The sequence below is a fragment of the Saprospiraceae bacterium genome (genome assembly GCA_016714025.1).
Lineage (GTDB): Bacteria > Bacteroidota > Bacteroidia > Chitinophagales > Saprospiraceae > Vicinibacter.
The window spans coordinates 1,079,930-1,093,876 of sequence record JADJOB010000002.1 but is presented as its reverse complement, the minus strand read 5'-3'; the positions used below and the strand labels follow the sequence as shown (position 1 = coordinate 1,093,876).

Here is a 13,947-nt window from a genome sequence, read left to right as displayed (position 1 = left end):
ATAAAATATCCGGAATCAGATTGGGAGAAAATTTCCTACTTTTGCCCACCACAAAAGGTATGGATTCATTTATAGTATCAGCACGAAAATACCGTCCGCTTAAATGGACGGATGTAGTTGGCCAGGAGCATGTAGCTCACACGCTCAAGAATGCACTTGCAAAAGGCCAAATTGCACATGCCTTTCTGTTTTGCGGTCCCAGAGGCGTTGGTAAAACGACCTGTGCCCGGATTTTGGCTAAAGTACTCAATTGTACCAATCCCAGTGCAGATTGGGAACCCTGCAATTCCTGTGATAATTGCCGGGCTTTCATGGAAAATGCTTCTTTTAATATTTTCGAACTGGATGCAGCTTCCAATAATTCGGTTGAAGACATCCGCGAATTGGTTGATCAGGTGCGGTACCAACCCCAGGCTGGAAAATATAAAATCTATATAGTCGATGAGGTTCATATGTTATCAACGGCGGCTTTTAATGCTTTTTTGAAAACCTTAGAAGAACCGCCACCTTATGCCAAATTTATTTTAGCTACAACTGAAAAACATAAAATCATACCAACCATTTTAAGTCGTTGTCAGATTTATGATTTTAGGAGAATTCAGGAAAAGGACATCGTATTTCAGCTTGAAAAAATTTGTCAACAGGAATCCATTCATGCTGAAGATGAAGCCTTGCATTTGATTGCACAAAAAGCGGATGGTGCACTGCGGGATGCTTTATCTATTTTTGACCGCATTAAAAGTTTCTCTGATAAAAGTATTTTATACAAAGATGTAGTTGAAAATTTAAACGTACTGGATTACGATTATTTTTTCAAATTTTCTGATGCTTTTCTAACAGAAAATGTTGAAGCCGCATTGGTTTTACTGAATCAGGTTTTATCGCTTGGCTTTGATCCTGAAATTATATTGGAAGGCATGGCTTCCCATTTCCGCAATTTGATGATCGTCAAAGATCCCAATTTACAGTCTTTGTTTGAAGGAAGCGATGCAATCAGAAAAAAATACATCCAACAAGCAGAAGCATGCAGACGCTCAGATTTGATAAACTGGTTGGATCAGGTACATGAATCTGATGTAAATTTGGTTAGAAGCAGAAACAAACGTTTGCATATAGAAATTTTATTGATTAAAATTTGTTATGCTTCCCGAAAAAAAATGGATCAGGTACTGGCTGATCCGTCGCCCATTGAAAATATAAGCACTCCTTCGGCTTCCAACCCTGGCAAAACAGAAAAAAAAGAAAGTGAAACCAGTCCGGTTGTAAAGAAAGTCAATATTGCTGCTTCACAAATTATGAAAGATGCATTTATGATTCCAAAACTGGGGAATCTGGATTCATTGAAACAAAAAATTGAAGCAGATGAAAAACAAAAGCAAGAGAAATTAATCGATTTTACGGAGGAAAACTTTATTCAATTTTGGGAAGATTGTAAACGGGAAGAAAAATCTGCTTCGTTCAAAGTTATGTTAAACAGCACCAAAGTAAAATGGGAACCACACAGCATTACCATTTTAACCGGTTCAAGCATTGTAAGAGATTCCATTCGAATGGAATTAAAGCTCGATGAAAAAATACGCAATACCTTTTCAACAAAAAACATTACCAGTCGAATTGAAATAGATCCTGAACTGGCTGCACTGGAAGAAAAAAAAGTTGTAAAAAAATTATCCGCCAATGAAAAATGGGATATGATGGTTGCAAGTAACCATAAACTTTCAGACTTAAAAGACGTGTTTTCGTTAAAGATGGATGAAGATTGAGTTAGCCAGCATGTGGAAACTTCTTAAATCAATTTTCTTTTTATTGGATGCTGAACTGGCTCATCATCTAACAATGGATTTACTGGTTTTTTCATTAAAAATTCCAGTAATTTCTCAATTACTCAAACGCTCATTTAAATTTGAATCCGATTTATTGCACACAGAAATCAGCGGGATGAAAGCAACGAATCCCATCGGCTTGGCCGCAGGTTTTGATAAAGATGGAAACTGGTTAAATGCATTGATGCTTTTAGGTTTTGGTCATATCGAATTGGGTACCGTGACCAAACGTCCTCAATCCGGAAATCCTAAACCAAGATTATTCCGACTCATTAAAGACCGGTCGATTATAAATCGAATGGGTTTTAATAATCAAGGCGTAGATGCATTGGTTGACCGCTTAAAAAAATTCAATAAACCGGATGGATTAATCCTTGGCGGAAATATTGGAAAAAACAAAGAAAGCCAGGATGATCAAATTATACAAGATTATCTATATTGTTTTACTGCCTTGTTTGATTTTGTAGATTATTTTACCATTAATGTAAGTTCGCCAAATACACCGGGTCTAAGAGCATTGCAAGATAAAGAACCATTGAACGCGTTGTTGTCTGCCGTTCAATTAGAAAATAAAAAGCATTTAAATAGAAAACCTTTGTTTTTAAAAATAGCTCCTGATTTAAGTGAAGAAGCTTTGGATGATATTTTAGAAGTGGTTCAGGCCAATGACTTTTCTGGAATTATTGTTTCCAATACCACCATTGACCGTCCTGATTTTTTAATAGAAAAAGAAATTGCAAAAGAAAGCGGCGGATTAAGTGGAGAAGCTTTGCATGTAAAATCTTTGCATGCTTTGCAGCATTTAAAATCAAAAGCGGAACCAAAACTTATTTTAATTGGCGTTGGAGGAATAATGAATGAAGCTGTGGCTATTGAACGACTGAAAGCCGGTGCAAACTGGATTCAAATTTATACCGGAATGATTTATGAAGGTCCCTGGTTTATAAAAAAAATAAAACAAGAATTAATAAAAACCAAAGCATACCAGCGCAACTAAATACTCATCAGCAAAGCGGCTGCTTTTTCCAAATGATTTCCATTAAAATACTCCTGTGCAATCTGGTGTTTGGTATCGGGATCTAATTTTAAAATTTGATCACCTGATTCCCAGCTTAAAATCGTGGTGATTGCTTCCTGATTTGTGGGCAATTCTTTCATTCCTGCCAGTGCCCCAATGAGGTTGGCAGTAATAAATTTACTTTGGCGGATGTGTTCCGGTAGCTTTGGATAGCCTACAACCGGCAATTTATGAGATTGGGGCATGCTCATAACAGCAGCACCACTTGCACGTACATAAAATGCACGACCCATGCGACCCATAAGATCAATTTTATGCGGATCAATCCGTTGGTTTTCATCTAAAACTGATTCATCAATATGCATACAGACCACATTGCAGATGATCAAATGACCTGCACCACCTTGGTCTCCCAGTGTTAGAATTTCTGTGACACGGCATTCCATATTGACTGGTGATTCCTTTACTAAGGGTGGTTTTACTTGTGAAGCAGGCACTGGAGTCAATCCCGTTTGTTCAAATTCACTGATGCCAGTTGGAAAATCAACTGAACAGACCATCATTTGGCGAACGATGGGATATGAAACTACATTCACCACACATTCCCTGGATGCCATAATATTATGTAGGGTGTCTTTGGTCGTATTGTTTTCAACCCGACGGTTTGACGAAAAAACCAAAATGGGCGGATTGCTGCTAAAGGCATTAAAAAAACTGTAAGGCGCCAGATTAACCCGTCCTTCAGGATCTATCGTGCTCACAAAGGCAATCGGTCGCGGTGCCACCGCCCCTAACAAATATTGATGTAAATCTGGAGTGGGCAGGGTCCCTGGTGTTATAATACGCTTCATAAATAGATTTAATTGATTGCCCGTGATTTATCGGACCTCAAAATTAAGTAATATTGCAGCCTCTTATACTTATTATGCAGAAATACCTCTTAGGCCTTGGTGGCATTTTATTTTTTTCTTACCTGATTTATTATTTTTTTTTCAATACCATGCTGGTATTGGGACAGCAAGCTCCCAATTTTGAAGTTGAAAATTTGCGGAAAAATATAATCAATTTAGATAGTTTTAAAGGACAGTATGTTTTAATTGATTTTTGGGGTTCCTGGTGCGCTCCCTGCCGTCAGGAAAATAAAATTCTAACTATGATGTACGCCCATTATAAAGATCAAAAATTTAAAAATGCAGAAGGAATTCAGTTTTTAAGCATTGCTTTTGACCGGGATCCGGCTGCTGCTTTAAAAGCCATTGAAAACGATGGATTGATCTGGCCTCATCATGTCATCGAACCCAACATGTTTGAAAGTCAATTGGCTAAAATTTATAGGATTAAGTCAATTCCAGCAAAATACCTGATTGGACCTGACCAAATTATCATGTTAGCGGACCCTAGTATTCGTGAATTAGATGATTTTTTGGCGTTTCAAATACTAAAAAACTGACAAATTGACCTAATTTCAGTTGTGGCAGTATAATTGACCTTAGTCTTTCCAGTGAAATAGAATTTAATAGTATGACAGAAGAGCAGCAAATACCCGAAAGTGAAGAGCTAACAAATGGACTGGACACAGAGCAAACTGAAAAATCCACGGCAGAATCCGGCCCAGACCCTCTTGTTGTTTTAAAAGCAGAATTGGCCGATCAGAAAGATAAATACATACGTTTATTTGCAGAATTTGACAATTACAAAAAGCGTACGATTAAAGAAAAAATAGATACCATTCGCAATGCATCTCAGGAATTAATCCAGGATTTATTGGTAGTATTGGATGATTTTGATCGGGCAAAGAAGTTATCAGAAACACAGGAAAACGAACAAATTTTTCCGGAAGGCATGCGATTGGTGCATCACAAATTATTGGGATTGTTGCAATCTAAGGGTTTAGAAATAATGGATACCAACGGAAAAGATTTTGATCCTGAGTTTCATGAAGCAATTACTGAAATTCCCGGAGCAGATGAAAGTCAAAAAGGAAAAATTTTCGATACCCTTGAAAAAGGTTATTTATTAAATCATAAAATTATTCGATTTGCAAAAGTAGTAGTTTGCAAGTAAGCGGATTTTCAAATTTGGAATTACGAAATGGCAAAAAGAGATTTTTACGAAATATTGGGAGTAAGCAAAGGAGCTGATGCGGATGCAATTAAAAAAGCATATCGTAAAGTGGCAATGCAATTTCATCCCGACCGAAATCCAGGGGATAAATCTGCAGAAGAAAAATTTAAAGAAGCTGCAGAAGCTTATGAAATATTGAGCGATGCTGATAAAAAAGCACGCTATGATCGTTATGGACATGCTGGAGTTGACCCAAATGCTGGATTTGGAGGCAATGGTGGAAATGGCATGACCATGGATGATATTTTCAGTCATTTCGGAGATATTTTTGGAGATTCAGGTTCGCCCTTTGAATCATTTTTTGGAGGACGCAGTGGAGGAGGTGGCAGAGCTCAGGGAGGTTCAAAAGGAAGTAATCTTCGGATCAAAGTCAGTATGACTTTGGAAGAAATTGCAAGCGGAATCACCAAGAAAATAAAAGTAAAAAAACAAGTCAATTGTAAAACCTGTAATGGCTCAGGTGCTAAAGATGCTAAATCTGTTAAAACCTGCAGTTCTTGTAATGGTCAGGGGTATGTACGACAAGTAAAAAATACCTTTCTGGGTCAAATGCAAACCACAACCACCTGTCCTACTTGTAACGGGACCGGTCAAATGATTTCTGCGGCATGTACATCATGCAGGGGATCTGGAATGGAAGTAGGTGAAGAAACCATTGACATCCAAATTCCAGCTGGTGTAGAAGACGGAATGCAATTGTCTTTACGGGGAAAAGGCAATGCAGGAAGTAAAGGAGGACCTGCCGGTGATTTATTAATAAGCATCGAACAAAAACCCCATGAGTATTTTAGTCGGGAAGGAAACAACATCCATTACGATTTATATTTAAATTTTGCTGATGCAGCCTTAGGTTGCCAGATGGAAGTACCCACGCTCCAGAGTGCTGCAAAAATCAAGGTTCCGGCGGGAACCCAAGCCGGCAAGATTTTCAGACTCAAGGATCTGGGACTCCCATCCGTACAATCCTACGAAAAAGGAGACGAACTAATTCACATTACCATTTGGACACCAAAGGATCTTACTTCAGAAGAAAAATCCATCCTCGAAAAACTCCGCAGCCATCCAAACTTTAAACCACATCCTGGTAAAGACGAAAAAAGTTTTTACGAACGAATGAAAGAGTATTTCAGCTAGTGATCCAAATCATGTATTGTAAATCGTTCCATTATTTTAAATACTCATTTTTTCCATTGCTTGCAATTCTTGGCTTATTTTCTGCATGCAATCAAGCTGTGATTTATAAAAATGAAATCCAGATTGACAATAATGAATGGGACAGTGCTCAAATTTTAACATTCAACTGGCAGGTTCAGGATACTGCAAGCTGGTATCAATTAAATCTTACATTAAAACATTCCATGGATATGGAATATCAAAATCTTTACGTAAAAAGCACAACAGGATTTCCGGATCAAAGCCAAAAAGAACAAATTATCAGTTTGGAATTGTTTGACAATTCCGGCAAACCAACCGGACACTGTTCTGGTACAAAATGCAATACTGAAATTAGTTTACTTCAAAGATTTAAGTTTCCATTTATTGGCAATTATCAAATTTCGCTGAGTCAATATGGTAGAGATCAATCCGTGAAAGGGATTTCATCTTTTGAATTAGAAGTTTCTAAAAGCAATTAGAAACTCTAATAAACTACTATTACTTCCACACCCAATCATTTTAAATACAAATTTATATGTGACTTCGATTGATTTAAATGGAGGGTTTAAATTCCTATTTATACCCAGATTTCTCTTTAAATTCTTTTGCAATTCAGAATTCCCTAAATCGCAATCAAAACGCTTTTTTATATACTCAACCAACGAAAGACAATGCCTGCGGTAAAAATACTTTTTGAAAAAGGATTCTATTAGACTTTTAATTCCCCGCCGAAATTTAAAATGGCGCCTTGGTTAATACTTCAATTTTTGAATTGAATTCAATGCTTAAATTCAAATAGCCACTATTGCATATTCCATTCAATCAAATAAAGAATACAATCTGAAATTTAATCATACTGTAATAAAACTAAAATTCTGTACAGTTTACGTGGTAGGCATTCACTTTGTATTTTGATTGCATCCCAGAATAAAGAAACACAGGATAGCATGTTTCTTTATTCCAGGAGAAATTACAATGAATAGATCAGGCCGTTGGTTTTTTACCCAACATCACCATTTCTGCCATTACAATTTCGGTAAAGTACTTTTTCTCTCCATCCTTAGCTTCATAGGATCTGGAAGTTAATTTACCCTCTAATGCAATTTCGCTGCCTTTGCTGAGATATTCTTCTACCAGTTCGGCCGACTTACCCCAGGCTACAATATTGTGCCATTGGGTATCGGTTACTTTTTTACCGTCTTTATCGGTATACGTATCATTGGTAGCAATAGAAAAACGAGCTACTTTATTTCCCTTTTCCAGGGATTTTACTTCCGGGTTAGAACCCAGATTTCCAATCAGCCGTACGCTGTTTCTTAGGTTGTTCATAGTTGAATTTTTTTGATAATAATTAAAAATAAGTTTGGTCCGGTACCGGATGTAAAAATGTGAAGCCCAATTTAATTATGCAGCGTAATAAACATCTAATTCCGAAAATACCCGATTACAAACGGATAAAATTGCCGGGTTTCATTGAAACCAGTATATTTGTTTTAAATAAACACCTATGAGCACACCGAGATCCTGTCTCCAATGTGGAGCCATTTTATTGGGAAGACCCGATAAAAAATTTTGCGATGACCATTGTCGCAGTAGTTTTAACAACCATCAGTACTCCCAAATGATGCAGTCCATTCGACACATCAATCGCATCCTAATAAAAAATCGCAAAATCCTGGAATCCTTGTTTTTAAGGTATGGTTCGATTAAACTAAAAAAAGAGCAATTAGCCGAACTCGGATTTAATTTTAATTACTTCACACAAATCAAACGCTTGCGGGGTATTCACAATTATTTTGTATGCTATGACTTTGCTTACCTTTGTACAAATGAAGAAGAGGTGCAAATAAAAAATTTGCTGCTCCGAAAAATTAAATTGCATGCATCATTTTAAAGCAATCATCGAAAAATTTAAAAAACAAGGTGAAAAAACCGGATGGACCTATATAAACATACCACATGCAGTTGCAGAAAAAATAAATCCGGGAGTTCGCAAATCATTTCGCATAAAAGGTTCCTTAGACCAGTTTCCATTTGAAGGATTCAATATACTCCCAATGGGTGAAGGCAATTTTATACTTCCTCTCAATAACAACATTCGCAAAGCCATTCGAAAAAAGCAGGGGGATGTACTTTCCGTTAACATCGAGTACGATCCAACTGAATACAGCTTAAATGCCGATTTTCAGGAATGCCTTGAAATCGAACCGGCAGCCGCTGTTTTTTTTAAAACCCTGACCCGATCCCATCAAAATTATTTTAGCAAATGGATCGAAAGCGCAAAAACATCCAACACCCGTCAACAACGAATTGCTGAAGCCATCAATGCCTTAATCCAAAAACAGTCTTATCCAGAAATGATACGTTCCAGAAAGAAGGATTTGTAAATTGCGAAATTGAATTTAATACAAAAATATACAAAGCAATTCGCTCTATAAATATTCAACACTTCCTATTGCATTCCAAATGTTTTACAAAGTCTTGGTTGATATTAAAAAACACACGTAGATTTCGTCCCATGTGTATTCGGGATGCAAGTTACGCTCCCATAATTCTTAATTAAAAATTAATAATTCATCCCGCAAGTACGCGGGATGTCCGCTTCGCTCCCATAATTCGTAATTAATAAACATGTTGCCCTCCATTGATAGCATAATTCGCTCCCGTGATGTAAGCAGATTTTTCTGAAGCCAGAAATGATACTAAGTGAGCAATTTCTTCTGTACCTCCCAAACGTCCCATGGGTATTTGTTCGACAATTTTATTACGCACTTCTTCCCGAACAGCCATGACCATATCGGTGGCTATGTATCCGGGTGAAATGGTATTGACAGTAATCCCCTTTTTAGCTACTTCCATTGCCAATGATTTTGTAAATCCATGCATCCCTGCTTTAGCAGCCGAATAATTTGTTTGTCCAAACTGTCCGCGTTGACCGTTTACTGAAGAAATATTTATAATCCTTCCATAACCTTTGGCTATCATATCTTCAATGACATGACGCACACAATAAAACGCACTGTTTAAATTAGTATTAATAACTTCCTGCCATTGACTTAATTGCATTTTCCAAATCGGCGTATCCCGGGTAATCCCGGCATTATTGATTAATACCGCAACCGGGCCATATTGTTCTTTGATTGAGCGCACCATATCCCCTACTTCATCAAAAGAGGTTACATCGCCTTTGACCATTGCACAATCATAACCCAATGCCAAATTCTTATCATGCCATCGGGTTGCAGTCTCTTCATTGCGGTAATTCGCTACCACAAAAAACCCATCATCCAATAATTTTTGACACATGGCCGTACCCAATCCTCCGGTTGCTCCAGTAACCAGCGCGATGTTTTTATCTTTTACTTCTTTAAAACTCATACTTAAAAATTTATGTGTAATTAAAAAATAGAATTGTCTTTATTTTATACCAGAATAGTCCTTTGCATTCCGGAAAATCATTCATTCGAAAATAAATTTTATACTTTCATCCATTTGATTCAATTTTCTTTATAAGTGGATCGAGTCGTTGTTCCAAACTAAGTGCTTCATCAATATGTAAGTTACAGGTAAATTTATCAAGCTGCTTAATATCTTCCTTTAAATTTAATGCATCTTGCTGCACAGAATAATACAGTTTTTTTTTCATCAACTCTTCAGACAAATACTCCTGTTCAGGCTGTCCAGGAGTTGGAATTAATATAGCCCGTGTCTGAATAACAGCTAAATCCAATAAAGTTGAATAACCTGAACGGCATACTAACATTTTAGATGCACACATAATTTCATTTAATTCTACACCTTTGACCAAGGATTTAATAATCAAATTCGGGTTTTGCTTTTGAACCAGCTCATCCAATATAGGTCCATTTTGAGTGCCCCTTATTAAAATTGCTTTTTCATAAGGTACCTCTTTAAGCTGCTGCAATATTATTGATTCCAGGAAACTACGTTGCGGTTCTGGTCCCGACAACATAAATGTAAGGTCGTATATTTTTTCTCGCTCCAGCTTTTTAAAGCGGCTGAGTAATCCTACAAAGTATCTATTCTTACCTCGATACAAATGGGCCAATTCACCTGAAAGATTTACAGGGCCTTCTACATCCGGGATCCAGAGTTGATCGAAGCGATCATAAAATAATTTCATCCAGGTATCACAACACCATTCAATAAATTTAAATCCTAATGAAAAATGTAAGTGATGTGCAATGATGATGGAGCGTTTTCCAAATTGAAACGCACCCAATCTTGCATCTGAAACAATGAGATCAATTTGCTCCTGTTTACAAATTTTTCTGATGGCAAAGTGTTCACGTAGGATTGCCCAATGCATTTGAAGCATTTGATAGCCAATATTCAGATACATGCTATTGAATGGATATCGAATACCATAATCTGGCAATTCCAATACCTTGTGTTGCGGAAACTCCATTCGCAGCAAATCTGATCCTGCACCGGAGGAAGCCAGAATGACCCGGTAATTTTTTTCAATAAAATAATTGATTACTGGTATCGTACGGGTTACATGGCCTAAACCCCAATGTTGCGGACAAATTAATACCGTTTGGATGTTGGCCATTTAGAAGGAATGAACTGTAAATATAACAGGATCGAGTGGGAATCGTGTGAAAAGAGTATTAACCTTTCAATCGGATTTCTTCATCCGGCCCATCGTAAAATTTAAATGCTATCATTGGCAGATCCTGATTTTCCATAATTTTAATGTTCTTATAGTATTTAAAATACCACTTCATTCTATAATTCCAAATTCCGCGCTTCAAAAAAGCTGCAACATAGGGATGAACTTCCAAAACCAATTGTTTGGTTGGTCTGGTACTTAATATGAAATGAAGATCTTTTTCAATGGTATCAACTACAAAAATGGATGCATTGACCTTACCGGATCCTCCGCAAGACGGACAAGTCTCCGAAGTATCCAGTTTTAATTCCTGGCGTTCCCGTTGCCGGGTAATTTGCATTAAACCAAATTTACTTAATGGTAAAATGGTGTGTTGGGATCGATCGGATTCCATGCATTTCCGCATGGCATTGTAAAGTTCACTTTTGTTTTCATTGCTTTTCATGTCAATAAAGTCAATGACAATCAAGCCACCAATATCTCGTAATCGCAATTGACGTGCAATTTCTTCTGCAGCTTCCATATTTACCTGGATTGCAGCTGTTTCCTGATCCAATCGCTGGGATTTTGGACCGCTGTTGACGTCAATGACGTGCATGGCTTCTGTATGTTCAATGACAATATAGGCTCCGCTACTCAAAGTTGCTGTTGTTCCAAATGCAGCTTTGATTTGTCGTTTGATCCCGTAATGATCAAATATGGGTTTACTTCCTTTATACAATTGGACAATGTCTGATTTTTCAGGAAGGTTATTTTCGAGGTAAATTTTAATTCCCTCATAAATATCCCGATCGTTGACTACAATTTTGGTAAAACTGGTATTGAGTAAATCACGAATGATGCTGGTTGCTTTATCCAATTCACTCAACAATTTCATAGGAGCTTTTGCATGCAGCAATTGTCCGTGAAGTGTTTTCCATTTTTCGCAAAGCATGTTAATTTCTTCATGCATTTCTGCTACTTTTTTACCTTCTGCAGCTGTGCGGACTACAACCCCAAAGTTTTTAGGACGAATGGACTCAATGACATGAAACAAGCGATTTCGTTCATCCGGATTGGCAATTTTCTTAGAAATTGCAATGGAATTATTGAAGGGTGTCAAAACCAAAAATCTTCCCGGAATGGTAATCTCACAAGTAAGTCGGTGTCCTTTGGTAGAAATGGGCTCCTTTAAAATTTGAACCAATAAATTGACACGTTTGTCTGTGATTTGAGAAACCTTTCCGTTTTTTTGAATTTCAGGTTGCAGTTCAAAACTGTCGAGCAGGTTGGCAGTATATTTTCCATCTACTGCATCTTTGGTGTAATTGACCACTGAATTGAACAGGGGTCCCATATCGGTATAATGTAAAAACGATTCTTTCTTATGGCCAATATCAACAAATGCTGCGTTGAGGCCAGGCATTAGCTTTTTAATCTGCCCAAGGAAGATATCCCCAACATTGTATTGGGTATTGGACTTCTGTTTATGAAGTTCAACTAGTTTTTTGTCTTCAACCAGCGCAATTTCTACCGATCCCTGTTGGGCGGAGATAATTAATTCTTTTTCCATCATCCTATCAATGATGCGAAACCCGGTGGATTACAAGAGAAGAAGAGGCAAATTGGAATCCCATAATTATTGCTAATCCTTTAGATCATGGCTTGATCTACAAACCATGATAGAAAAATTATGAGCTAAAGCATTAGCAATAAGAATAATTTTCGGTTCAAGGGTTAATAAAACAGGTAATCTCTAAAATCAAAAGATTTTACAAGAGTAAATTTTTAATTATAGGGAATGGGATTCGCAGAATCCAATACATTCTTTCTCAAGAAAATACCTAAGTCCCGCAGAGTAAAAATCTACCTGTTCTTCTTCTTGTGCCTGTTCTTTCTCAATCGCTTTTTCCTTTTGTGGGTAGCGATTTTATGTCTTTTTCTTTTTTTACCGCAAGGCATAATTATTTATTTACAGTATATTTTATATTTATCTATTAATTCTATTTGATTCAATTGTTGGAGTACTTCAATCATTAAGCAATTAGCCCTTGGATTTTCAGGCGTTTTCACCAATAATTTTTCCAACCTGCTTTTTGCTTTTTCAAATTGTCCGGTTTGAATTCCCAATTCTACCAATTGCAATTGAAGAGGATCGTAATCAGGATATTTGCCCTCCAGATTCAGCAACATTTTGATGCCTTTCATAGGTTCTTCTCCTGGAAGCTTTACATAAGCCAAAGCCTGATAAATTTGGTAAGCAGGTTCATCTGGTTTAATAGAAATGGCTTGCTCCAAACAATGAATTGCTGACTGTTGACAAAACTGCCTGGTTTTTAAATCTGCATCTCCTTCTAAACCATACAGAAATGTAGTTCCTGCAATTTGCCAGGCGGTATCAGATTTTTCCAGAACCGCTACTTTTTGAGCATAAGAACCGGCTAGTGCAAATTCATTTAAATCATACCAAAATCCTGATATTTTTTTGAGAACATTCAATTGATCAGGTTCATTGTCAGCTTGACTTATTTGTTTATTCAATTGCTCCAATTCAGCTTTCTGATTGGCGTTCAGTTTTTGAAATACCGCACGTTCGATATTTTCAAACCCTGTGATTTCAAGTTTACCGTCTCTTGAATTCGAAGCTTGCCGGATATCCGGCGAAACTGTGTGGAATCCAAAATAAACCAGGAGTAACAGCACAGCAAAAACGGCTCCCAGTCTAAACGGCGTATTGATCATTAATGATCGTCGTTTTCATCTTCTTCGTATTCATGTCCTTCCGGTTCTTTGCCCAATTTTACATGGTCAACAAAGATTTTGGCAGGTTTGAATGACGGTATAAAATGTTCTGGAATTTCAATCGCAACATTCTTTTTAATGTGACGACCGATCTTTTTTGCTCTTTTCTTAACAACAAAAGAACCAAAACCTCTGATATAGACATTTTCTCCCTGAGCTAATGACTGTTTAACTTCTTTAAAAAACATTTCAAGTGAAACTAATACGTCCACCTTCGGAACACCTGATTTTTCAGAGATCAATGCTACCAGATCAGCTTTTCTCATTTGCTTGATATTTAGACAGTTATGAATAATGGCTCTCAAAGAGCGTGGCAAATTTCGCAATTTTTTCGGTTTTAGAAACATTTATCCCGTTTATTTTCACAAAAATATTTTGTAACTTTTTCTATATCAATCAGATAGCGGGAA

15 protein-coding genes are annotated in these 13,947 nt (G+C 37.0%); 8 read left to right on the top strand and 7 right to left on the bottom strand.

The annotated features are described in order from the left end of the window. Positions 1-41 precede the first annotated feature (41 nt). Together dnaX and IPJ80_07595 are read left to right on the top strand one after the other, a co-directional pair. Complete coding sequence (dnaX, locus tag IPJ80_07600; protein ID MBK7913351.1) at positions 42-1,763, top strand: DNA polymerase III subunit gamma/tau; 1,722 nt, start codon at positions 42-44, stop codon at positions 1,761-1,763. Positions 1,764-1,773: 10 nt separating this feature from the next. Then, entirely contained in the window at positions 1,774-2,820 is a 1,047-nt protein-coding gene (locus IPJ80_07595; protein MBK7913350.1) for a quinone-dependent dihydroorotate dehydrogenase, read from the top strand. Here the strand turns inward: IPJ80_07595 and IPJ80_07590 are convergent. Beyond that, a complete protein-coding gene (locus tag IPJ80_07590) occupies positions 2,817-3,692 on the bottom strand; it encodes a flavin reductase family protein (GenBank protein ID MBK7913349.1) in 876 nt (291 codons plus the stop codon). The two genes, IPJ80_07595 and IPJ80_07590, sit on opposite strands and share 4 nt — an antisense overlap. Before the next feature lie 74 nt (positions 3,693-3,766). Between IPJ80_07590 and IPJ80_07585 the strand changes: the two genes are divergently transcribed. The 4 genes from IPJ80_07585 to IPJ80_07570 all read left to right on the top strand — a co-directional run bounded on the left by IPJ80_07585 (position 3,767) and on the right by IPJ80_07570 (position 6,599). Further along, positions 3,767-4,291: a TlpA family protein disulfide reductase gene (locus tag IPJ80_07585; protein ID MBK7913348.1), complete on the top strand. Its 525-nt coding sequence runs from the start codon at positions 3,767-3,769 to the stop codon at positions 4,289-4,291. Between the two features lie 71 nt (positions 4,292-4,362). Then, on the top strand, positions 4,363-4,905 hold the full coding sequence (locus tag IPJ80_07580) for a nucleotide exchange factor GrpE (protein ID MBK7913347.1): 543 nt from the start codon (positions 4,363-4,365) through the stop codon (positions 4,903-4,905). 27 nt (positions 4,906-4,932) lie between these two features. Next, entirely contained in the window at positions 4,933-6,099 is a 1,167-nt protein-coding gene (gene dnaJ / locus IPJ80_07575) for a molecular chaperone DnaJ (GenBank protein ID MBK7913346.1), read from the top strand. An 11-nt stretch (positions 6,100-6,110) separates the two neighbouring features. After that, positions 6,111-6,599, top strand: coding sequence for a gliding motility lipoprotein GldH (locus IPJ80_07570; protein MBK7913345.1), 489 nt, complete (start codon positions 6,111-6,113; stop codon positions 6,597-6,599). Positions 6,600-7,104: 505 nt separating this feature from the next. Here the strand turns inward: IPJ80_07570 and IPJ80_07565 are convergent. Continuing rightward, positions 7,105-7,449: a single-stranded DNA-binding protein gene (locus IPJ80_07565; GenBank protein MBK7913344.1), complete on the bottom strand. Its 345-nt coding sequence runs from the start codon at positions 7,447-7,449 to the stop codon at positions 7,105-7,107. 178 nt (positions 7,450-7,627) lie between these two features. Between IPJ80_07565 and IPJ80_07560 the strand changes: the two genes are divergently transcribed. Both IPJ80_07560 and IPJ80_07555 read left to right on the top strand, forming a co-directional pair. Beyond that, positions 7,628-8,014, top strand: a complete 387-nt coding sequence (locus tag IPJ80_07560) for a hypothetical protein (protein ID MBK7913343.1) — start codon at positions 7,628-7,630, stop codon at positions 8,012-8,014. Then, a complete protein-coding gene (locus IPJ80_07555; protein MBK7913342.1) occupies positions 8,001-8,507 on the top strand; it encodes a DUF1905 domain-containing protein in 507 nt (168 codons plus the stop codon). The genes IPJ80_07560 and IPJ80_07555 overlap by 14 nt, the downstream gene beginning before the upstream one ends. A gap of 235 nt (positions 8,508-8,742) precedes the next feature. On the opposite strand, the gene phbB is transcribed toward IPJ80_07555, so the two are convergent. From phbB to IPJ80_07530, 5 genes are all read right to left on the bottom strand, one after another. Then, entirely contained in the window at positions 8,743-9,498 is a 756-nt protein-coding gene (phbB, locus tag IPJ80_07550) for an acetoacetyl-CoA reductase (GenBank protein ID MBK7913341.1), read from the bottom strand. Positions 9,499-9,604: 106 nt separating this feature from the next. Next, a complete protein-coding gene (locus IPJ80_07545; GenBank protein ID MBK7913340.1) occupies positions 9,605-10,696 on the bottom strand; it encodes a hypothetical protein in 1,092 nt (363 codons plus the stop codon). A 58-nt stretch (positions 10,697-10,754) separates the two neighbouring features. Further along, entirely contained in the window at positions 10,755-12,308 is a 1,554-nt protein-coding gene (locus IPJ80_07540) for an Rne/Rng family ribonuclease (protein ID MBK7913339.1), read from the bottom strand. A gap of 395 nt (positions 12,309-12,703) precedes the next feature. After that, positions 12,704-13,477: a hypothetical protein gene (locus IPJ80_07535; protein ID MBK7913338.1), complete on the bottom strand. Its 774-nt coding sequence runs from the start codon at positions 13,475-13,477 to the stop codon at positions 12,704-12,706. Next, complete coding sequence (locus tag IPJ80_07530) at positions 13,477-13,803, bottom strand: integration host factor subunit beta (protein MBK7913337.1); 327 nt, start codon at positions 13,801-13,803, stop codon at positions 13,477-13,479. Before IPJ80_07530 ends, IPJ80_07535 begins: the two co-directional genes overlap by 1 nt. Positions 13,804-13,947: the final 144 nt, after the last annotated feature.